This window comes from Actinomyces sp. oral taxon 169 (assembly GCF_013394715.1).
Lineage (GTDB): Bacteria > Actinomycetota > Actinomycetes > Actinomycetales > Actinomycetaceae > Actinomyces.
In genome coordinates, this window is record NZ_CP058259.1 from 114,899 (window position 1) to 137,131 (window position 22,233).

Genomic DNA, 22,233 nt, shown 5'->3' on the forward strand with positions numbered 1-22,233 from the left:
CGCGCCTCAGGGTGCGGCGGAGCCCGGGGTCGAGCCGCTCGGGGCGCTGGTGGCCGGGATGGTGATGGGGCTGTTGGAGGCGTAGCCGTGTTTGAAGGCCCACACCACGATCTCCAGGCGTGAGACCGTCCCCGTCTTGTGGAACAGGCCGGTGATGTGGGACTTGACCGTTGCCTCGGCGATGGCCAGCAGGGAGGCGATCTTGCGGTTGGAGGCCCCTTCGCACAGGAGGCGGAGCACGTCGCGCTCCCGCTGAGAGAGGTGGACGCTGCCGTCCGCGCCGCGTACGGAGGCCAGGGCGTAGTCGATCAGGCGCGTCGTCGGCGTCGGGGCCACGACCTTCGCCCCGGAGTGGACCGTGCGCACCGCCGCGATGATCTCCTCAGCCGGTGCGCTCTTGAGCAGGAAGCCGCTGGCTCCGGCTCCTAGGCCCTGCAGGAGGTCCTCGTCGGTGTCCACCGTGGTCAGCAGGATGACCCGGGTCGACGGCGAGAGGCGGAGCACCTCCCGGGTCATCTCCACGCCGTCCATGTGCTCCATGTGGACGTCGGTGATGAGGACGTCGACCTGATGGGACTGCACAAATCGCAGGACGGCGCGAGGTGAGCGCGTCGCGGTGAGGATCGTGAAGTCCTCGACGTCGGAGAAATAGGACTCCAGGTGGGCCAGGGCCATCGCGTCGTCGTCGACCAGGGCCAGGCCGACACAATCGGGAGAAATCTGGGAAGACATGAGTCTCCTTGGGCAGATGTGTGCAGTCCGCGATCAGTGGGGGGCGCGGTCTGCTGGGAACAGTGAACAAACTACCTGAAAAAAGATGATCGCCGTGTAAACGCCCTCAGACGCGCCCCGACGAAAGGTGGAGGGGGCCATCCAAACGGCGAGGAAAGCAATAGATCAAAGGGCGATGCGAGGCCCCGTCGGATTCCGGCAGGCTCATGTCCAACGGCACTTCCCCAAGTGTGCCTCCTCTGTCGTTCCCAGGAAGGAGGGTCCGTGTATCGCTCTGCGCTCGTTGAGGGCGTCGCGCCATCACTGGCTCGTGCTGCGTTACTCGAGTCTCCCTTCGGCCTGGTTTCCCGTTCCACCGAGCTGCCCCAAGCGGCCGGAGAGCCGGTCTTCGCGATCTGGACCGGTCTTCTGGGTGATCCCTCTGAGGCGCTGAGGTCACAGCGCACCTGGAATCACCGTGCCGAGGCGGGCAACTTCGACGGGGCCGGCGGGGCCATCGACGCCGATCGCGCCAGACACATCGCGATTGTGGAGACGATGGAGCGCTACTCCAGCTGCTCATGGACGGAGGAGGAGCTGGTGTGGGACACCCCCGCCGGTCTCGGCGAGGCCGCGATCGGACCGGAACGCTGGCCGGCGTGCTCGGCCACCGAGCTGGCCGACCCCGACTGCGGGCTCATCGCCTCAGACCCCCGCGTCCCCCTGCGATGGGTGCGCGGCTGGTCCCTGACCCGAGGCCGTGAGGTCTTCGTCCCGGCAGTGCTGACATACCTCAACTTCCCGGTGCGCACCCCCTCCGAGCAATTCGTCAACCCCATCTCCACCGGCACCGCCGCCCACTCCGACCTGCGCGAGGCGGTCCTGGGCGGCCTGCTCGAGGTCATCGAGCGCGACTCCATCGCCCTGACCTGGCTCCAGCACCTGCGCCTGCCCGCGGTCGCCGTCGACCCCTCCACCCTGGGGGAGGAGGTCGCCGAGTACCACCGGGTCGGCACCTCCACCGAGCTGGAGACCCACCTGTTCGACGCCACCACCGATTACGGCGTCCCCACCCTCTACGCCGTCCAGACCTCCCAGGTCGACCCCGAGCTGGCCCAGGTGGTGGCCGCCACCTGCGACATCGACCCGCAGCGGGCGCTGGCCAAGATCTACCGCGAGCTCGCCTCCCTGCGCATCGCCCTGCGCAGCCACGCCCGCGGCCCGCGCGCCCAGGAGATCAAGGGGCAGGACCTCACCGTGGTCGGTGGCGCCCTGGCCGACGCCGAGCTGTCCATGCGCCACGTCTTCGACTTCCTCCTGGAGGGGGAGCGGCCCGTCCACGCCCTCGATGACATCGGCACCCTCCCGGCGTCCAGGCCCGGCACCGGCAGCGGTGACAGCCCCGACGGCGCCAGCGGCAGTGCCGGCCCCGACCCGCTGGAGCAGGTCGTCACCAACCTGGAGCGGGCCGGCGCCGAGGCCATCGTCGTCGACATCACCACCGACGAGGCCCGCCAGGTCGGCATGCACGTCATCAAGGCCCTCATCCCCGAGGCCATGCCCCTGTCCTTCAGCCACCACGCCCGCTACCTGGCCACGCCCCGCCTCTACCAGGCGCCCCGAGCGATGGGCCTAACCGTCCACGACGAGGCGGGGATCAACCCCGTCCGCCAGCCCTTCGCCTGAGCCCGATGCCCGCCTCTCCGTCCACCTCACTGACCGACACCCAGGAGCCCCGACCCGACATGAGCACGACGCCGCCCGCACCGGACGCGCAGCCGGCACAGCACCCGGCACCGCAGGCCCCCACGGGGCCGGTGACGGCCTACCTGCCCCAGGGCGGGTTCGCGCGCGCCGTCGCCACGCGCCTGGCCGGGCCCGGCGACGTCATCATCCCGGTCGACCACGGGCTGGTCAGCGCCTACATCCCCTACACCGACCGCGCGGTCCTCATCGCCGACCCCGACCAGACCGGCCTGCGCGAGGACCTCGACACCCTGTCCTTCACCCGGTCCATGCCCTCCCTGGGCCTGGAGCTCCTCCCCACCGAGCTGCGCTGCGGGCCACTCGTGGTCCCCGGCCGCAGCGCCTGCTACCGCTGCTACGACCGGCGTCGCCGCCAGCATGGCTACCGCCCCCTGCCCCCCGAGGTCGTCTCCGAACACGGCCCGCTGGAGCAGGCCTACGCCCACCACCATGTGCTCCTGGGCGCCGGCCTCATCTCCCTGGCCCTGCAGACCCTCGACGCCCCCGGCCCCCAGGACCCGGCCACGACAGACTCCGACGACGTCGCCCCGATCGGCGGCCGGGTATGGACCATCGACCTCGTCTCCGGCATCACCACCTGCTCGCCGACTGTGGCCGTGGACCGCTGCGAGACCTGCTCGGGCCGCTACGAGGGCCGCCGCGACGGCCTGCTCGCGCTCGCGGCCCTCCTGCCCGAGCGACGTCAGGAGGTGGCCTGAGATGGCCGGGGATGCCACGAGCTCCGTCATGCGTGCCGGCGACGTCGGTCGCGCCGCCCGCCGCGACCTGCAGTTCCGTATCCCCCGCAAGCCTGTGGTGCGCCTGGGACTGCGCGCCCGGCCCGAGGAGACCGGCTGGATCATCGACGGCGCCCGCAAGAGCCAGGTCCTGGGAGGCGCCTTCGCCCGCGAGCACATGGGCCCCCTGCTCCAGGCCTGCGACGGCACCCGCACCCTCGACGAGATCGGCGAGGTCACTGGCATCGGCCCCCAGGCCGCCTTTGAGGCCGTCTCCCTGCTGTGGACCGGCGGCATCGTCGAGGAGGGCGACACCGAGCCCGCCCCCGGAGACCCGCCGCCCGAGCTGGCCCGCCTGCTCTCCCGCCTGGGCGACTCCACCGGCGTCAACGACTCCTGGCAGGACGCCGCCCGCCGCCTGGCCGCCGCCCGGGTCGCCGTCGTCGGGGACGCCGAGCTGGCCGGAGAGATGGTCGCCGCCCTGGAGCCCACCCTGCCCGAGGTGCGGCTCGACAGCGCCCCCCGCCGCGGGGACACCCTCACCGTCCTGGTCGAGACCGCCGACTCCGCGGCCCGCTCCCAGGAGGTGGCGCGCCGCTGCCGGGAGGAGGGCATCCCACTGCTGCGCGTGCGCGCCGAGCAGGAGGCGGTGACGGTCGGCCCTTACGTCGATGAGACCTTCTCGCCCTGCCTGGCCTGCGCCTGCGCCGACGAGCCCGAGATCGGCCCGCGCCCCGAGCCCGCCCGCCACGACATCATCGTCGGCCTGGCCGCCAGGGCTGTGGCCGCCCTCATCGCCCGCGCCACCGTCACCCACCTGCCCGGGGACGCGCGGCGCACCGACCTGGCCACCTTCACCTACACCGACCGCCCGGTCGTCTCCCGTCCCGGCTGCCCCGTCTGCTCGGTGGCCGGGGCCGGCGAGGAGCCGGTGCCGGTGGCGCCCTCGGCCCCCGTGGGGGCCCGCTACGAGCAGTCCGTGGCCATCCCGCCGGCCGCCTTCGTCGACTCCAAGGGCCACCAGCAGCACTACAAGCCCTCCAACCTGCGCCTCCAGCGCGAGTTCCGCGACTGGCCGGTCTGCCCGCGCACGCCCCTGCCGCCGGCCGACCTCGAGCGCCTCGACCAGCCCTGGCCGATCGCGCACCCGCTCACCGACGACGGCGCGGAGCCCGACGTCCTCGCCCGCCCCACCTTGAGCGAGCTCGCCACGATCCTGGCCCTGTCGGTGGGTGTGCGCGAGCCGCTCGGTGCCGAACCCACCGGCCCGGAGTCGGCCGAGGCCCCCCAGGCCCCGCCCAGCGCCAAGCTGCGCCGCTGGACGGCCGCCGGCGGCAACATCGGCTCGGTGACCGCCTACGTCCTCGTGCCCGCAGCAGGATCCGCCGGGCAGGAGGTCACGGTGGCGGCCGGGCAGCGGCTCGCCCCCGGCACCTACGTCTACATCGAGCGCGACCACGCCCTGGCCCTCATCGGCCCCGCCCCCTCGGCGGCGGACCCCGGGACGGACGCAGGGACGGATGCCGCGACGGAGGCCGGGCCGGAGCCCCTGCCCGACGGCGTCGGCGCCCGGATCGTCCTGACCGGCAACGTGGACAAGGTGGCCCGCAAGTACTTCTCCTTCGCCCTGCGCATCGCGGTCCAGGACTGCGGCTGCTCCTTCGAGGTGCTCCGCCTGGTCGCCGAGGCCCTGGGGGTGCCGCTGAGCGCCCGGGCCCGCTGGGACGAGCAGCGCATCGCCCGGGCGCTGGGCACCGACCCGGCCCGGGAGCCGGCCTGCATCGTCGTCGACCTGGGAGGCAGCCGTGCGCACTGACTTCGAGACGCTGCGCGAGCTCATCTCCGGCTTCTCCGCCGGAACGGACACTCGCCCCGCCGAGCCGACCTCCGACGGCCTGGCCGCGCGCCGCCCGCGCCCGCCACTGGACTGCCGGCTGCCGGACGCGCTCGTCCCCGGCCCCCAGGACCCCTACCCCCACAGCCTGCACGAGACCTTCGAGCGCCGCTCGTCGTCGACCAGCTACGGCACCGAGCCGCTCGAGGCCGAGGCCCTCCTGGGCATGGTCCGTGACGCCCTGGCCGACGACGCACACACCTGGGGAGCGGACGCGGCGGCCTGCCCCCTGGAGCCCTTCGTGCTCCTGCTGCGCCCGCGCGGCGCCGAGCCCGGCATCTACCGGGTGCGGCTCGACGGCGTCGACCTCGTTCGCCCCCTGCCGCCGGCCGAGGAGATCGAGGGCATGGCGGTGCAGAAGGAGTTCGCCCGCGCCGGGGCCATCGTCTCGGTGGCCGCTAACCTCGATGAGGCCGACGCCTGGGGCGGGGCCGCCGGCTACCGCTTCACTATGAGCCGCAGCGCCGCCCTCATCTACTCGCTGCACCTGCGCGCCACCGCCCACGGACTGGTGGGGACGGTCTTCGCCGGCTTCGCCACCTCGGCGGTGCGCCACCTGCTGGACTCCGACGGCGTCAGCCGCCACCAGATGTTCGCCGTCACCATCGCCAGTCCGCAGACAGAACCGCCCGATCAGGCGGCCGGCTAGTCCCGGCCTGCCCGCCGCGAGCGCCGTCGGCCCACCCGCTGGTCCACCGCCGGCCAGACGGACCCAGAACTGCATACCGCGTCACAGAGTTCCACAGGCCACCCCGTTCGCGGGGTTGGGGCCCGGTCCCGGCAGACCGGACCCCCGGGGCCCGAAGGGGTCCCGCTCCTGCCCACCAGACACCTGAGAGAAGGAGGTGAACAGCATATGACGAACAGCTCGATTGATCTCACCCTCGCCGACAGTGACTTCGGCGTCGAGGAGCTGCCCGAGGGCAACGCCCTGGGTTGTGCCTTCAGCAGCGCCAGCGCGTCCTGTCCGGCCAGCGCCGCCTCGGCCTCGTGCCCGGCCAGCGCGGCCTCGGCCTCGTGCCCGGCCTGCGCCGCCAGCGCGTCGACGACGTCCTGCTGACGACCCCATGGTGGCGGGTAGGGGACTCCAGTCCCCTACCCGCCACTGGTGGTACCCCGGAGCCCCGTGAACCGACCTGAGGGAGCCAAGAGCCCACGATGAGCACGGTGATGAGTACGGCGAGGACAACGCCGACGATCCCTGGCAGCCGCCCGACGAACCCGATCCCGCGCCTGCGCCGCGGGGTGAGCCTCATCGTCGGGATGGACAACCAGCCGATGCTGTTCGACTCCGACTCGGGCAAGTACCACCGGCTCGGCGCGGCCGCCGCCTTCATCGTCAACCAGTTCGACGGGGTGCGCCCCCTGCCGACCATCATCGAGGAGCTGCCCCAGGACATCGACGAGGCGGGTGCCAAGCGCATCACCGGCCTCGTCGACAACCTGCGCGACAAGGGCCTCCTGGCGGGCGGCCAGCCCGACTCCGCCGACCCCGCCGCACCCGACGCTTCGGCGGCCCCGGCGCGCACCAGGCGCAGCCGCGGACGCCACACCGCCCAGCCCCGCCGGGCCCGCCACCTCAAGGTCGAGAGGCCCCGCCGCAGCGGGGGCTGGTGGCTGCCCCGCATCATCATCGCCCGCAAGTACCACCGAATCGTCGCTCCCGTTGTCACCCTGCTCCAGCGCCTGCCGGCCCCCGCGCTCAGCTGGGTCTTCCTGGCCCTGGCCGCCTGCGGGTACGCGGCCGGGGCCATGGCGCTCAGCTCCCTGGCCGGGGGGCCCCGCCCGGGCATCCTGGTCTTCGTCACGGCGGTGGCGATCCAGCTGGTGAGCATCCTGCTGCACGAGTCCTGGCACGCCATCGTCGCCGGATACCTGGGCACCCCCATCCGCGGACTGGGGGTGGCGCTCATGTTCTGGGCGATCCCCATCGCCTACGTCGACCGCACCGACTCCTACCGGGTGCGCTCCCGGCGCGGTCTGACCATGCTGGCCCTGGCCGGCATCTTCTCCGACGGCGTCGTCTGCGGGCTGGAGGCGGCCGTCGCCTGGGCCTCGACGGGAACGGTGCGCCAGGTGGCCCTGACCCTGTGCGCCTTCCAGCTCACGATGCTCGTCACCAACCTCAACCCCCTCACCCAGTCCGACGGCGTCGCCGCGGTCGAGGCGGCCACCGGCTCGGTCAACCTGCGCGGGCGCTCCATGTTCGTGCTGCGCTGCATCCTGACGCGCCAGCCGCTGCCGCCGGCCCTGGCCGTCATGCGGCCCGCGGTGCGCTGGGGCTACTTCATCTACGGGCTGGCGTGCTCTCTTCTCGGACTGGTGGCCTTCGTGATGAGCATTGTATGGATAGGCTACTGGCTGTACGCCCTCTTGAAAGGTTTCCTCCTATGACGCAGCCGGTTCTCTCTCGTGCCGGTGCCTCCCCCTCCCAACAGCCACAGCCGCAGCCCGTATCCGCCGTGACCCCCGGGGAGCCCATCCCATCCGCTCCGACCTCCGCCGTACTAGCGCCGGTACCGGCACCGGACCCGGAGCCCCCGGCCCTGGCCCAGCCCGCCGTGGCCCTGCCGACCCTCGTGCGCCTGGGCGGGCTGCCGGTGCGGGCCGTCCCCGAGACCAGCGCCGCCGTCATCGGCACCCTGGACTACCTGCGCCGGCTCGACGAGGTGCTTGACGGCGCCGCCGACCAGCTGCTCGACCCGCTCTACGAGATCGTCCCCACCCTGGACAAGGCCGAGCGCCGCCCGGTCCTGCGCGCCAAGCGCTGCGTCTTCCAGGGGCGCGCCACCGACCTGTCCGAGGAGGTCCTGGCGGCCCTGCCCGCCGAGCTGCGCGCGCTGCTGGAGCGCTGGGACGCCCTGGTGGCCCGTAAGGAGGAGACCCGAGCCCGCCTGGCCGTCCTGGTCGACGTCGACCTGGACCGCAGCCGCGAGCTGCTGGCGGCCGGCCTCGACGAGCCCGGCTACCAGGAGGCCCTGGCGATTGCCGCCCCGGCCCTCGTCTCCACGTTGGCCGCCCGCGGCCGCCGGCTCGAGGACCCCCGCGTCCTGCGCACCCTCTACACGCTGGCCACCCGGGCCGCCCTCAAGACCAGCCCCTTCTCGGGACTGACCACCGTCAACGAGGCGGGCCAGCCCTCCAGCGGGCGCAGCCACCGCATGGTGGCCACCCACCTGGCCTACCGCATCCTGAGCGCCACCGCCCAGGACCTGGCCGCCGACGGCGCCCTCTACCTCGAGCCCGCCCCCGTGCGCCGGGCCTACCGCGCCGCACCCGGCCCGGACGCGGCCGGCGCCTACGGCCAGTACCCCTCCCGGGAGGTCGAGGCGGAGGCGCTGACCGTCGTCGGCGAGCACGAGTACGGCAACGGCATGGTCTTCCGCCAGGAGATCATCCAGCCCGCCCGCTGGCTCCAGGAGACCCACGACGCCCTCACCGGCGGCGGCATGCACGCCGTGCTCAGCGTGCGCGACGCCTGCGAGCGCGTCGGCGGCGCCGACCCGCGCCTGCGCCTGGAGCGGCTGCTGGCCTCCGGCGCCATCGTGCCGCACGTGCCCTGGTACCGCGGGGAGAACCCCTTCCCGCTGCTGGCCGCCTCGCTCTCACCGGAGCAGCAGCGCCAGTGGGGCAAGGACCTGACCTGGCTGGCCCGGCTCGACGACGCCGTCGGCGCCGCCGACGGGCCCGGCCGCGCCGAGCTCCTCAACCGCACGGTGCGCCTGGCCGAGCGGGTCTTCCCCGACGGCGAGCTCGGCGAGCGCCCCAGCGGCTTCCTCTACGAGGACCGCGAGTCGACCCGCAGCTGGGTCGACCCTCTCGAGGACGCCCCCTTCGAGCAGGACGTCAAGACCCTGGGCGAGCTCGCCGACCCCTGGGTGGCCCGCTCCCACATCTACGACCTCATGGTGGCCCGCTTCGTCTCCCTGTTCGGAAACGGCGGGGTGTGCAAGGACCCGCTGGCCTTCTTCATGACCATCGCCCACGCCCCCGACGGCGACCAGGAGATGCTGCGCGCCGCCGGGCTCGACTACGCCGCCGGCCCCGACGAGGAGCGCGCAGCCCTGTCCGGCGGGCTCTCCGGCTCGCCCAGGCACCTGGGCGCCTTCCTCCAGCCGGTGGCCCCCAGCGCCCGGACCTACGCCGCCGGCGGGGGCCTGACCGTCGTCAACGCCTTCACCAATGCCAACGGCTCCCTCCAGGCCCGCTTCCACCGGCTCCTGGGCTCCGGCTTCCGGGAGCGCCTGGCCACACGGATCCGCACCTCCTGGGGCACCGAGAGGGTCCTGGAGATCCAGGCCAGCACCGAGTGCAACACCGGTCAGGCCGTCTCCTGCGGGCTCCTGCCGCCGCTGGGGCTGCCCGGTGAGCCGGGGGCGCCCGAGGCGGTCCCCCTCAGCTCCCTGCGGCTCGTCCACGACCCGGCCACGAGCACCCTGTTCCTGACCGACGACGCCGGGCCCGTGGGACTGGCCTACCTGGGCCTGACCCCCCAGTACCTCCTGGGCGGCTACCTGTCCTGGCTGGTGCTGCTGAGCGACCCCTGGTCCCGGCTGCCCCCCTTCGCGGACCACTGGACCAGCCGCCGTCGGGACCTGAACGGGCCTCTGCCCGACGAGGTGATGCACTCCGAGCGGAACGTGGCCGGCCGCCTGGTGACCCGCCGCGAGTCCTGGACCTTCCCGGCCCACCAGATCGCCCCGCTCATGGACCGCGACCTGACCACGACCCTGCTGCACATGGACGACCTGCGCAAGCAGTGGGGCATACCCACGGAGGTCTTCGTCCACCAGCACATGCCCTCCCAGGGCGCCACCTTCGACCAGCACAAGCCCCGCTACGTGGACCTCACCTCACCGGTCTCGCTGCTGGCGCTGCGCGGCTGGATCGACCCCGGCGCCGCCCACATCAGCTTCGTTGAGGCCCTGCCGGCCCGCGGCGAGGCCCTGGGGCTCACCCAGGACGGTGAGCCGACGGTGGCCGAGTACCTGGTGGGACTCCAGTGGCCCAAGAACCTGGGAGGCATGGCATGAGCACCCACGACGACGTCCAGTCCAACCGGCGCGAGCAGCGCAACCAGCCCAGCCGGCTCATCCGCTCCCGCAGGCTGCGCTGGCTCGGCGGGCGCTCGCGGGCCGGCGAGCAGGCGGAGCGCACCGGGCAGGCCGGGCAGGCGAGCCAGGTGGGCCAGATGGGCCAGATGGGCCAGGTGGACCAGCCCAGTCAGGCCGGCCAGGCCGGCCAGGCCGGAATGGTTGGCCTGGGGGGCGCGAAGTCGCAGGCGGGTGGCTCGATCCCGGGGATCCAGCCCCTGGAGATGGCGGCCGCCGACTTCGGTAACCTGCGCGCCCAGCACAGCGCGATGCGTCAGCGGGGCGCGGCGATGGCCGGTCAGCGTGAGGGTGTCGGCTGGCTGTATGCGCGGATCTACTGCGCCGGCGGGGACGACACCGACGCCCTGCTGCCCGAGGTCGCCCAGTGGCTGGATCGGGCTCGCGGCCAGTGGGACATCCGCTCGGCGCACTTCCTGCGCTTCGTCGACCTGCGCGGGCACCACATCCGGGTGCGCCTCAAGGCCGTCGAGGGCGTCCTGGATGAGGCCTACGCGAGCATGCGCGAGCTGGGGGCCGTGGCCCAGCGCACCGAGGCGCGCGCGGTCGAGCGCCTCGTCTCCGACCCGATGACCGGGGGGATCGGTGCCAGCCGGCCCGGAATCACCTTCGGCGTCTACGGACCCGAGTACGACAAGTACGGGGGAGTGGCCGGCGTCGAGGAGGCCGAGCGGCACTTCTACGTCTCGAGCCGATGGTGCCTGGACCACCAGGTCTGGCAGATCCCGAGGCCGGTGCCGCGGGCGGCCCTGGCGGCGCGGTTCTTGGCGCTGGCGGCCCGCAGCGCGCCGCTGCCCGAGGCCGAGCTGCTCTCCGCCCACCTGCGGATGTGGGGCTCGCGGCTCCCCGCGCACCTGCGCGACGGCAGCGCCCTGGGGCCGATCGTTCAGCAGCTGCTGGAGGTCATCGAGTTCCAGTTCGATGAGATCCCGTCCTGGAGTCAGGCAGCGGCGGCCGTCGGTGAGCTGGCCGACGACGCCGGGCGCGCCATCGGGGTCATGGGGGCCGGCACCGGCGGGCGCCGGGCCCTGGACCTGCTGCACATCGACGTCAACCGGCTCGGCCTCAACCCGGCCGAGGAGTGCATCGCCGGGCTGTGCGCCCGACAGCTCCTGACCGGGGGCGCCGTGCCCCCGGCCCAGCCCTCAGCCGCCGTCGGGTAGCCGGGCGCAGCGGCGCCCCGGGAACCCGAAACGCGCCGAAGTGTCCACGGTGCTGACATCAGCGCTGCACTGACCTCCCAGCCTGAGAAGAAACCGCAAGATTCCAACGATCTGTGTCGGGCGCTTCGAGGGCTGACGCGGTGATGTCAGCGCTATGGACACGTGGCTATGCGGGGACTGGGTCCGCCAGGTTCTTGGCGGCGCATCCAGGTTCTCTCACCTCGGGGGCAACCCCACAGGTCCCTGCCTGGCCCCTTCAGGTGCTCGCGCAGGGGGACCCAGAAGTCATGGTTCGACGATGATCTGAGCCGGGTCTTCTTCAGAGCGGCCTACTGCACGAGGGTGGGGGTGTATTGGTCGGGGGTTGTGCGTACTGCACGAACCCCCGGACCCTGTGGAGTACACCCGACCCTCTGCCAGTGGATCCCGACCCTCGTGCAGTTCGGGTGGTGTCAGGTCTGATAGCCGGGCTGAGGCTCTGATCGAGCCCGCCCCTCGCCCCGGCGCACCCTGCACACCGGAGCCAGCCTGCTCATCGACACCCAGGCCAGGCGTCTCGCGGTTCTACTCGCCGGCGAGCACCACGCTCCGGTCCAGGCATCCGGGGGCGTCTACTAGCGCCTGATCCAGACCTACGGGGCTGACTGCCCGGACTTGGGAAAGTACCTGATGCAACAGGCCGTCCCCGACGTGATGATTTGCTAGGTACACAATCGACTTTTACGTCGACAAGGGGAGATTCGTGAAGTGCCTACGTCATGCTCCGTCCAGGGCTGCGTGAGGGCTGGCCAGGGGCTTTGGTGAGCGCAGGGCGGTCAGTGCGGTGGGCGTGACGGCCAGTCATGGGGAGGTGTTTGGGTTTGTCGTCCTCAACGGAGCAGATAAGGCCACGTTGTGAGGTCATCATTCTTGTCTCGGTCGCGGTAGCCTACATTAGTTCCTTCGTCTGAGCGGTGATTGCTGACGGTGACGCAGGTCAGCCGCCTATGCTCTCTGTGGAAAACGATGTCTTTTGCCCTATTTCAATAGGGTTTTCCTGGGATGTCTTTGGATTCGCTCCAGGCATTGTGCTGTGTAGTTTTACCGAGGTAATCTCGGTCGTCTTTCGGATCCCAGTTGGACGTGATCCGTGCTATTCTGATAAGCGGCACCTCGTCGGCGCTTCCGTCTGATGCTGGCCTAGAGTTGATGTCGAGCGACCCTCCTCTCATGTCGGCGTCATGCTCGCAATTGTCGTCATCGTTGCTTGGATAATCGTTGGAAGTTGAGTTTCTACGATGATCCTTCGGCGCAGAGATGTCTAGCGCCTTTCTAGCCAGGAGTATTTTCTATGAGTGGATCTGCCGGTCCTGGAAATTCTGTTCGTGTGAGGACAATCGTTGGACTCGTCGTCGGTGTCGCCGCGACAGCTACGGCCGTTATTCTCGTCGCTGTCGATGGTGGACATATACTGGCCGCCCGGATGTTGGGTGCTGTCGGAATGGTTGCTGCGTTGCTTGGTGCCGTCGGCTCAGTTCGATCTTCCGGGACGGGGGCTAAGGCGATGTTCGCGATAGTGTCCGTTCTCCTGTTTGTGGCATCGTCGACGGTCTACGGTTTGACCTGGAGTTGAGTGAATTATTCTGGATGCAATACCTTTGCGTGTTCTCAATCTATAGAAACAGGACATTCGCTCATACACGAATTTCCTCTGGTTAGCTTTGTGCATCGTGGGGAAGTCGAATCGCGCTGGGTGTGGTGGAGGCGGCGATGATCGGAGGGATCGCTGCCTTGCGGTTCGGGTGTACTCCACGAGCTGGGGATCTTCTGTGCTGTCTCCTCACTTCTGAGACACTCGCTCGGGCGGGAACCCGGGGCAGGCTGGCGGTCCTAGAGGTGAGGGTGGGGCCGAAGGGAAGAGGCCCGGTGAGGTCTTGGTGTCCACGGTGCTGACATCAACACCGCGCTGACCTCCCAGCCTGAGAAGAAACCCCGGGATTCCAACGATCTGTGTCAGGCGCTTTGAGGGCTGGCGCGCTGATGTCAGCGTTATGGACACGTGGCCATTGCCGGACCCGCCTGCGCGCCCTCAGTCGTCCAAGGTGGGAGACGAGCCCGGCGGCGCGCGCATCAGGCGCGGCGGTACGTGGTGGTGGTGTCACCTCGACGGCCGTCTTTCTCAACGAATCCGGCCTCCTCGAGATGTTTGAGCGCGTACGTCACCTGGCGCGGTGACAGGCCTGTGGCCTCGACGATCTGCTGGCGCGTGCGTGGCCCGTCCTCGAGGCTTGCCCAGACGGCGGGTGTGTTGGTGGACAGGGCGGAGATCTCGGTGGGAACAGTGATGTCTGTGGTGACGGAAGTCGGTCGAGTGCTGTCGGAGGCCAGAACGTAGGAGGTGGAGCCGCGTTGTCCTCGGGCCTCGGCGTAGCCCCGGTTCACCAGCACCTGGAGCTGACGACGGGCCTGCTGGGAGTCACAGCCGAAGCGACGGCGATAGGAGGAGTTCGTCCATGACTTTCCGTGCCGCATCTCGACCAGTGCGTGGCGCTGCTCGATGCCGAGGTCCTGGGCTTCAAGGCCGGACAGCCAGGTGAGATCTTCAGGTGAGAGGAGGGCGCTTCGGGGAAGCAGAGCCGTGAAGCGCACGCCGGTGTCCTGAAAGCGGACGGGCTCCATGTCTGCCTCTCGCAGGGCGCGACGGACCTCCCGAATACCGGAGCCTAGGCCTTCGATCACGCGCCGCCCCTCGTAGTCCGTGGCGAAGGTGCAGATGGTGTAGAGGTGCTCGTTGACCGCAGACTTCCCGTCTCGTGTGCCGAGCTGATCCACGCTCAGCCCCCACAGACCACCTGGGCTGGAGATGATGAGGCGGTCGTGCAGCAGACGCATCTCAACCCCTTTCGAGAGCGCGGGCTCGGAGAGGTCTCGGTGGACGAGAGCGTTGGCGATGAGCTCACGAACCGCGATGAGCGGGAACTCGTAGACATCGCGGCCATGCCCATCATTCCCGAACTGGATGCGTGTCTGCGTGGTGCGTGCGACCCAGTTGACGGCGTCGGCGAGCATCTGAGGCAAGGGGCCCGCGATCGTGAGCCGATCTGTTGCCCTGACCGCGTCATTCGTGTCGGTGATGGCGGCTGTGATGGACAGGTTGGGGAACTGCCTCTGGGGATAACGGCCCAGTGCGTACAGCCCTGCCCGGGTCGCCTCACCGTCCTCGGTGAGGATGTTCAGGTTGAGGAGCACCTCGGTATCAGACTGGCCGCTGAGCGCGGTGGAGCCGGCACGAACCGCTCGGAGAAAGCGCTGAACCAGATCGTTGTCGAGGCTGTCGACGGAGGTGCCGGGAACGGCAACGGAATCCTGCCGAGGACGTTGATGGCGCAGAAGGAGCTGCTGCTCCTCCTGCTGCGACATGCGGTAGTCGCCGTCGTACTGGCGGAGGTACGCCGCCCCCGTCTCCTTCCACCGGCATGGCTTGCTGTTGACGGGAACTTCCTGCACGTTGGCGGCGACGACGGTCTTGCCCTCAACGGTGATGGCGTGCGTATCGACAGCGATCTCGGTGGAGAAGCCCTGACGAGCCTGGGAGATGAGGGCCTGCTGGAGGTCGTGCGGGTCCTGGACTCCGACGACGGACACCGGATCCTCGCCGACGCCCAGGAGGATGGTGCCGCCTCCAGGAAGGTTCGCAAAGGCCGACAGCGTGGGACCGAGGGCTCTGTGGGAGTACTCGGAGAATGTCTTCGCCTCGATCTCAAGGCAGTCGCCGCCCTCCAGTGCCAAACGAGCGAGGGCTTCCGTGAGGTCAGTCAGATCGACAATCACATGTCAATTGTACATGAAGTGTCGATGAAGAACTCCAGAGTGTGCATGAAGTGTCGATGAGGTGTTCATGAAGGGCCGCAGAGTGTCGATGAAGGCCCGAAAGTGTCGATGAGAGACCATGAGTGTCGATGAAGGGCGTCATGTGTCCATGAAGGAGCCGACGCCCAGCCGACGGCTTCGGGGGCAGTGCCCGACCCGCTGACGCGGCCTCAGTCGTCCAGGTGGGAGACGAGCTCGGCGGCCAGGCCCGTGTAGGTGGCGGGCGTCAGGGCGAGCAGCCGCGCCTCGACGTCGTCGGGCATGCCGAGCCCGGAGATGAACTCGCGCATGCCCTCGGGCGTGACCTTCTTGCCACGGGTGAGTTCCTTGAGGCGCTCGTAGGGGTCGGCCATGCCGGTCGCCCCGGCGACGGCGGCCGCCCGCATCGCCTGCTGGACGGGCTCGCCGAGCACCTCCCAGGTCGCCTCGAGATCCTCCTCCAGGCGGGAGCGGTCGACGTCGAGCCCGGCCAGGCCCCGGCGGATGTTGTCCACGGCCAGCAGTGAGTGCCCCAGGGCCACGCCCACGTTGCGCTGCGTGGTGGAGTCGGTGAGGTCGCGCTGGAGGCGGGAGGTGACGAGCGTGGCGGCCAGCGTGTCCAGCAGCGAGCAGGAGATCTCCAGGTTGGCCTCGCCGTTCTCGAAGCGGATCGGGTTGACCTTGTGCGGCATGGTCGATGAGCCGGTGGAGCCCTGCGCGCTCAGGCGCTGGTGGAAGTAGCCCAGCGAGATGTAGGTCCACACGTCCGTGGCCAGGTTGTGGGCGATCCGGTTGAAGCGGGCGACGTCGGAGTAGAGCTCGGCCTGCCAGTCGTGGGACTCGATCTGCGTGGTCAGCGGGTTCCAGGTCAGGCCCAGGTGCTTGACGAAGCCGCGCCCCACGGCCTGCCAGTCGGCGCCGGGCACGGAGACGACGTGTGCGCCGAAGGTGCCGGTGGCGCCGTTGATCTTGCCCAGGTACTCGGTGGCCTCGACGCGGCGCACCTGGCGGCGCAGTCGGTGGGCCAGGACCGCCAGCTCCTTGCCGAGCGTCGTGGGGGTGGCCGGCTGGCCGTGCGTGCGCGCCAGCATGGCGGCGTCGGCGTACTCGTGGGCCATGGCGGCCAGGTCCTCGACCAGCCCGCGGGCGGCTGGCAGCCACACCTGCTCGACGGCGCCCCGGATCGTCAGGGCGTAGGAGAGGTTGTTGATGTCCTCGCTGGTGCAGAAGATGTGGACGATCTCGCCGACCGTGGGTAGCACAGTGGGGCCGCCGTCGGCGCCGACGACGCCGGGGGCCTGGACGGCTGCGGCCAGGCGCCGCTTGAGGAGGTACTCGACGGCCTTGACGTCGTGGCGGGTCTCGGCCTCGATGACACCGAGCTCGGCGATCTCCTCAGCCCCGAAGTCCTCGACGATGCCGCGCAGGTAGGCCTTCTCGGAGTCACTCAGGCGGGGGGCGCCGGGCAGGACACCGCCGTCGGTGAGGTGGATGAGCCACTCGACCTCGACCTGCAGGCGGGCCCGGTTGAGCGCGGCCTCGGAGAGGTGGTTGACCAGCGGGGCGGCGACGGCGCGGTAGCGGCCGTCCAGGGGGCCCAGGGCGATGGCGGGGGAGACTGCGGAGAGATTGACCATGCCGCTCATTGTGGCAGGTTGGCACCGATCTCTGCGAGTGGGGCCTCCTGGGTCGAGACGAGGACGGGCTGCGCCTCGGGGCGGCGTCGGCGGTAGGCGGTCACGACGACGAACAGCAGGATGCCGGCCGACGGCAGGTTGATGGCGGCGGTGGGCTCATGGCTGTAGACACCGTGGCCGAGCAGGGCGGCCGCCAGCCCCAGGCCGATGACGGCCAGCGCGAGGACCGAGGGGCCCGGGATCCGCTGGGACGGCTCGGCGCGCTGAACGTGCTGGGCCTGGAAGAGGATGAGACTGACCGTCAGCAGGCTCAGCGGTGTCAGGAGGGAGGTTTCCCAGCCGAACAGGCCGCCGCCGACCGTCAGGGCCAGGACGGTCGTGGCAAGTGTGAAGACGACTGGAGGGAGGAGTCGCATGGTAGATGACCTTCTAGGGCGGGCATGGTGGGGAATGGTATGACCGGGCAAAATCCTGCCGGATCCTTGTGCCGTTTTCAACAAGTGGTCCGTCGTCGTTGGCGGGGAGCACTCCCCGGTCGCCGCCAGCCTATACGGCGCGCCGACCCCGGACCCGGGAAGTAAGTTCCGACCAGGGAGAATGTGATGCCTCTGTGACGCCATGGGTGCTGTGTCGCCCAGAGATCCTGAGCCCGTGGAGGGAGCGCGGATGTCGCCGAGACCGACGACGCCGTCGGCTTCTACCGGGCGCTCGACTTCGACATCGGCCCTGCGCCGTCGGACCCGCGCTGGCCGGGGCGCCGCCGCTACCGATGCGTGCGACGGTCCTGATTCCGAACGGTGTATGTCGAGGACTGCGTTTCGCGCCGAGGACGTCCTTCTCCTCCAAACGACGCGTCTCTGCCCCCAGTCGTCTGAGGGACAGCGCAGTCCTCGGGGCGAAAGTACGTTCTCGATCGACGTCGTCGAGAGGTCTGGCGGCCGGCGCCGGCGGGTGACGGGCCCTATTGGGCCGAGGTCGTGTGCGCGGTGACCTCGCGGGCCTGCCGGTCCCTCAGGCTGCGCACCAGGACGTAACCCAGCAGGCCCAGCGCGGGCATGGCAAGGAGCACGACGAGGTCGGACCGGTAGAGGCCGCGCGCGAGAACGAGCCCGGAGAGGATGACTCCGACGGCCCCCAGCAGCCGGACGCCCGACGGCGGCAGGCTGCGTTCGTCCGGACCCGAGTTCTGGGCTTGCAGCAGGATGAGGCCGAGCAGGAGCATGCACAGCGATGAGGTGAGGCTTTTGAGCTGCCACCCGAGCAGCAGGCTCCCGATTGAGGTGACCAGGACGGTCAGGGCGAGGACAAGAATGGTGGGCTTGATGAGTCGCATGGCGAGCACCTCGATGAACGGGTTGCGGTAGCAAGCGTCCCCAGTCTAAGTCGGTGCCCTGGTCGGAGGCCGGCCGGTGGGGAGGGTGAGTCGACGCCGCTTGGCGGCCGGCGGCCGACCATGAGGCTCGGGCCTCAGGGCAGGGCCCGGGCCTCAGGCCTCGGGGGTGGTGCCCATGGCGCGGCCGCGGATCCAGTAGCCCTGGTGCTGGATGCTGCGCCGGCTCAGGCCGGAGGCGATCAGGTGGCGCCGCACCGCCTTGGTGGCGCTGCTCTCCAAGGCGATGAACACCCAGTCCAGGGCCAGGTCCCCGGTGTCTGCCCACAGGGTGCGGTCGACAGCGGCCAGCAGCTTCTCCTCGGAGACCTCGGGATTCACCCGGATGAGCCGGTGGTCGCGCGCGGCCAAGGGCAGGAAGCCGGTCTCGGGCGCCAGCATGACGACGGTGGCCAGGCTGCTCGGCGGGGCGGCGGCGACGGCGTCGGCCAACGCGGGCGCGGAGGCCCGGTCACCCACCAGCAGCATCTTGTCGCCGGGGGAGGGCATGCGGTAGCTGGTGCCGCCCATGACTTGGACGGACACCGTGGCTCCCGGCTTGACCCGCTTCGACCACCGCGATGCCGGGCCGGCGGGCTCGTGGTGCAGGACCAGGATGATGGCGGTGGCCTGCTCGCGGTTGACACGGGTGATGGTGTAGGCGCGCTGGTGCTGGCGGCCGCCCTGCGGGATCCACATCCGCACCCAGGCAGTGGGCGGCAGTATAGCGGCGCCGCTGCCCAGCAGGCTCGGACAGTGGACGGTCAGCTCCGTATAAGGCGCCAGCTCGCGCACCCCGGTCACCGTGAGCTTGTGCTCCGGCGCCCGCAGCGCCTTGAGCACTGTGCCTTGGAATCCCCTCCCACCACGTGCCATCTGCGTGTCCGCCTCCCGGTCGTCTGATCTCGAGCTTAGGCGAACCATAACCGGAATGGTTGATGGTTTTCTTAGGACCTGCTGTCGAGAACACAGGAGAAAATACCGGAAAAAGTTCGGTGCTGGTTGGGGTAGTGCCCGGCCGACCCGGGAGGCCCGGGGTAGCTGGGAGCGGGGCGCCGTTGTCGAGCTGCCTGTGCCGACCAGGGCCTACCCCGCCCCCTCAGGCCATCGGGTCCCAGCTGGGCAGCATGACGGGCTCGGTCTCCATGGCGGCGCGGACCTCCTCGGGCAGGCGGCTCGCGCGCACCACGACCTCGAAGACATACTCGTCGAACCAGGAGTCGCTCATCGTGTGGAAGCCCTTGTCCCCGAACTTGTCGCCCCAGGAGTTCTCCACCCGCCAGCGCCGCGGGACGCCGTCGACCAGGTCGACGCCGGTCAGGCACATGGCGTGCGTGAGCGCCGACTCGCGCGCCACCAGCCGCTCGGCCTTCGTCATTGACAGGTCCACCCCGTAAAGGCCCTCGTAGTCGTGCAGGGCGGCGTCCCAGATACCGGCCTTCTTGTCCCGCTGCTTGGCGACGTCGCAGGCGAACCACACCGGCTCGCCGTCCTGGATCGCGGCGATTGCGGCAGCCTTGAGCACCTCCAGCTCGGCGGTGACGTGGTCCTGGACCGGTTCGCCCACCATGACGTCGCTGCGGCCCATGCCGTAGCGCGTGTTGACCGCGATCTCGGGGCGCGGGTCGTGGGCCACGACCACGAACTCCTCCACCCCGGTGACGTAGCGCTGCGCGAACTGTCGGGGCGTGAGCGTCCCGACCCGGTGAAATTCCTTGTTCTTATCGCGGTACTGCCACACGAACTCCTCGGGCGGAGTGCCCAGGTGGATGCACAGCATCCGGTGAACCTGCTCCAGGGCCGCGAGCCGCAGCGGCTCAGGGTCAACGCCGTCGGACACCGCAGCCCGCAGGCGCAGGGCCGTGCGCCGCAGCAGCGTGGCCAGGTGCTCGTTCATCGCCTCGGAGTTACCGGCCGAGACGGTGTCCGGCATGGCGTAGGCCGGCACGATCCCGTACTTGGCCACCAGGCGCGCGAACTCCGGCCACCAGCCGCCGTCGGGAATGGGGGAGTACAGGGAGTCGACGACCTCGCGGTCATCCAGCGGGCGGTCCGCCTCGGCGATGACGCGGGTGAGGAAGGCATTGGCCTTCTCCAGCTTGTCGTAGAAGAAGGGGAAGGCCTGGCTCAGCTCCAGGGAGTCGAGCTCGAGCTCCTTGAGCATGGAGGCGCGCAGCACGTTGAGGCCGGCGAAGGCCCAGCAGCGCCCTGACTGCTTCTGGTCGGTGATCGAGGCGTCCGGGACGAGGTCGGACACGGAGGTGTCGATGGAGGTCACCGCGGTCCGGTCCAGGGAGACCTGCTCCACATCCGTGGTGGCGACGGCGTTGCCGGCCAGGCGGGCGGCGGGGTCGGCGAGGAAGGCGGCATTGCGCTGGGCGACCCAGGAGGTGTCGATTGTCATGGCTCAGAGGATAGATCGGGCGGAGCGCTCGTGTCCCCGCTGGGCCGCCGGGCGCCGTCGCCGAACCGCCTGCCGGGTGACTCGCCGTCGGTAGGATCCAGCTATGACGCAGCCCCGCCAGCAGCACTCCGGTCCGCAGTCCGACGCCGCTCACTCCGCCGCCCGCTGGGAGGAGCGCTACGCCTCGGTTGAGCAGCTCTGGTCAGGTCGCCCCAACGACTGGCTGCCGGAGCTCGCCGCCGACTGGAGCCCCGGGACCGCCCTGGAGATCGGCTGCGGGGAGGGCGCCGACGTCCTGTGGCTGGCCCAGCATGGCTGGCAGGTGATCGGGCTGGATCTGTCCGCCACCGCCATCGGGCGCCTGACCGAGCAGGCCGAGCGGCTCGGGGTCGCCTCGCGCGTGACCGGCCGCGTGCACGACGCCGGAGACGGCCTGCCGGCCGGACCCTTCGACCTGGTGACGAGCTTCTACGTCCACGGCGGACACGAGCCGGGCTCCCTGGACCTCGTGGCCCTCCTGTCCGACGCCGCCGCCCGCGTCGCCCCCGGCGGGCACCTGCTCACCGTGGTGCACGCCGTCAACCCGCCCTGGCACACCCACCACGCCCGGACCTACACGGCCGCCGAGCTCCTCGAGGGCCTGGCCGAGGCGACGGCCGGCTGGGAGGTCGTCGTCGGCGAGGAGCGGGACCGGCGGGCCACAGGGCCCGACGGCCAGGAGGGGCACCGGGCCGACGCCGTCGTGTGCCTGCGCAGGCCGCCGGTCGCGGTTTGATTGACAAGCCGTGGGAACGGCCCTGAAGAAGTGCCGGAATATTCTGGGTAATCGCCGGAATGTGGTGCACACTACGTAGAAATGGCGGAATGGCGCCTATTTCTCAGCGTGTTCATAGGGGAATTCGGGGGGTCTGCTCAGGATTGGTGGGTTACATAGTTACTGCCGCCGGACGGAACCGGTCACGAGGGTTGGGGAGCCCGATGACTGGCAGGTCTCCGAGTCTGGAACGGGTCTTAGGGAGCCCGGACCGGACGTTCTGGTGAAGGAGGTCCTGCCTCCCCGGCCTTATGGGAAGCCGGGTAGCAGGAGGACCTCGCGAGGCTTGGGCCCGCGGTCCGGGAAACCGGACCGCGGGCCGAGTCCTTTATTGAGGAGGTGGGCCCGAGGCCCGGCCACCGGTCAGTACGGCGAGCCCCTCCCTGTCTCCCGGCGCGAGGCCGTGCGGTTCACCGGGGGCCACAGGTGCCGGAGTGCAGGGCTGATCCACAAGGCTGCAAGCCCGCGCTGCGGCCACCTTCGGGCCTCTCTACCGTCGAGTCATGTCTTTTTCACTGTCACGCTCCAGGGCGGACTACGACGCCGCCGTTACACAATTCCCCACATCGGTCCCCGCTAGCTGGGTGGGGGCGGACTCCACCGCCTGCCAGACGGCGCTCACGAATGCCTCCGGGCTCCTGACCGCGTTGGCGACGCGCTACGACACGGCCGCCTCCAAGGTCGGTGTCATCGAGTCACGCAACTCACCGGATGGAACGAGCTGATCATGAGTCCAGTTGCCATGGACGGAGACAGTCCGTACCCCGCCTGGAAACAGGACCCCCACGCGACGGATCCGCCTTATGCCAACCAGCCGCC

Annotated in this window: 17 protein-coding genes; 10 read left to right on the plus strand and 7 right to left on the minus strand. The window is 70.2% G+C overall.

All coding sequences use genetic code 11. The features are described from left to right. Positions 1–6 precede the first annotated feature (6 nt). Positions 7–732: a response regulator transcription factor gene (locus HW274_RS00470; protein WP_060957005.1), complete on the minus strand. Its 726-nt coding sequence runs from the start codon at positions 730–732 to the stop codon at positions 7–9. A gap of 264 nt (positions 733–996) precedes the next feature. Here HW274_RS00470 and HW274_RS00475 point away from each other — a divergent pair, with 264 nt between their 5' ends. The 8 genes from HW274_RS00475 (at position 997) to HW274_RS00510 (ending at position 11,362) form a co-directional block, all read left to right on the plus strand. Then, positions 997–2,397 carry a YcaO-like family protein gene (locus HW274_RS00475; protein ID WP_185988962.1) on the plus strand — a complete coding sequence of 467 codons (1,401 nt, stop codon included), beginning with the start codon at positions 997–999 and terminating at the stop codon, positions 2,395–2,397. Between the two features lie 5 nt (positions 2,398–2,402). Next, positions 2,403–3,176, plus strand: coding sequence for a cyclodehydratase (locus HW274_RS00480; protein ID WP_185988963.1), 774 nt, complete (start codon positions 2,403–2,405; stop codon positions 3,174–3,176). Position 3,177: 1 nt separating this feature from the next. After that, complete coding sequence (locus HW274_RS00485) at positions 3,178–5,010, plus strand: bacteriocin biosynthesis protein (protein WP_185988964.1); 1,833 nt, start codon at positions 3,178–3,180, stop codon at positions 5,008–5,010. Then, a complete protein-coding gene (locus HW274_RS00490; RefSeq protein ID WP_185988965.1) occupies positions 5,000–5,737 on the plus strand; it encodes a hypothetical protein in 738 nt (245 codons plus the stop codon). The genes HW274_RS00485 and HW274_RS00490 overlap by 11 nt, the downstream gene beginning before the upstream one ends. A gap of 207 nt (positions 5,738–5,944) precedes the next feature. Continuing rightward, positions 5,945–6,148 carry a thiocillin family RiPP gene (locus HW274_RS00495; RefSeq protein WP_020992058.1) on the plus strand — a complete coding sequence of 68 codons (204 nt, stop codon included), beginning with the start codon at positions 5,945–5,947 and terminating at the stop codon, positions 6,146–6,148. A 98-nt stretch (positions 6,149–6,246) separates the two neighbouring features. Next, positions 6,247–7,482, plus strand: coding sequence for a PqqD family protein (locus tag HW274_RS00500; RefSeq protein WP_185988966.1), 1,236 nt, complete (start codon positions 6,247–6,249; stop codon positions 7,480–7,482). Next, positions 7,479–10,121: a lantibiotic dehydratase gene (locus HW274_RS00505; RefSeq protein ID WP_260679122.1), complete on the plus strand. Its 2,643-nt coding sequence runs from the start codon at positions 7,479–7,481 to the stop codon at positions 10,119–10,121. Before HW274_RS00500 ends, HW274_RS00505 begins: the two co-directional genes overlap by 4 nt. After that, the gene (locus HW274_RS00510) at positions 10,118–11,362 is read left to right on the plus strand and encodes a thiopeptide-type bacteriocin biosynthesis protein (protein WP_185988967.1); all 1,245 of its coding nucleotides are present in this window, start codon (positions 10,118–10,120) and stop codon (positions 11,360–11,362) included. Before HW274_RS00505 ends, HW274_RS00510 begins: the two co-directional genes overlap by 4 nt. Before the next feature lie 2,109 nt (positions 11,363–13,471). Here HW274_RS00510 and HW274_RS00515 read toward each other — a convergent pair. From HW274_RS00515 to HW274_RS00540, 6 genes are all read right to left on the minus strand, one after another. Continuing rightward, complete coding sequence (locus tag HW274_RS00515) at positions 13,472–15,172, minus strand: RNA-binding domain-containing protein (RefSeq protein ID WP_185988968.1); 1,701 nt, start codon at positions 15,170–15,172, stop codon at positions 13,472–13,474. Positions 15,173–15,381: 209 nt separating this feature from the next. Next, complete coding sequence (gene purB / locus HW274_RS00520) at positions 15,382–16,827, minus strand: adenylosuccinate lyase (protein WP_185988969.1); 1,446 nt, start codon at positions 16,825–16,827, stop codon at positions 15,382–15,384. Positions 16,828–16,832: 5 nt separating this feature from the next. Beyond that, complete coding sequence (locus tag HW274_RS00525) at positions 16,833–17,243, minus strand: hypothetical protein (RefSeq protein WP_185988970.1); 411 nt, start codon at positions 17,241–17,243, stop codon at positions 16,833–16,835. A 545-nt stretch (positions 17,244–17,788) separates the two neighbouring features. Then, positions 17,789–18,160, minus strand: coding sequence for a hypothetical protein (locus HW274_RS00530; RefSeq protein WP_185988971.1), 372 nt, complete (start codon positions 18,158–18,160; stop codon positions 17,789–17,791). 153 nt (positions 18,161–18,313) lie between these two features. Next, complete coding sequence (locus HW274_RS00535; RefSeq protein WP_185988972.1) at positions 18,314–19,072, minus strand: siderophore-interacting protein; 759 nt, start codon at positions 19,070–19,072, stop codon at positions 18,314–18,316. Between the two features lie 223 nt (positions 19,073–19,295). Next, positions 19,296–20,600: an aminopeptidase C gene (locus HW274_RS00540; RefSeq protein ID WP_185988973.1), complete on the minus strand. Its 1,305-nt coding sequence runs from the start codon at positions 20,598–20,600 to the stop codon at positions 19,296–19,298. 103 nt (positions 20,601–20,703) lie between these two features. Here HW274_RS00540 and HW274_RS00545 point away from each other — a divergent pair, with 103 nt between their 5' ends. After that, positions 20,704–21,375, plus strand: coding sequence for a bifunctional 2-polyprenyl-6-hydroxyphenol methylase/3-demethylubiquinol 3-O-methyltransferase UbiG (locus tag HW274_RS00545; RefSeq protein ID WP_185988974.1), 672 nt, complete (start codon positions 20,704–20,706; stop codon positions 21,373–21,375). 542 nt (positions 21,376–21,917) lie between these two features. Beyond that, on the plus strand, positions 21,918–22,139 hold the full coding sequence (locus tag HW274_RS00550; RefSeq protein ID WP_075254490.1) for a hypothetical protein: 222 nt from the start codon (positions 21,918–21,920) through the stop codon (positions 22,137–22,139). Positions 22,140–22,233: the final 94 nt, after the last annotated feature.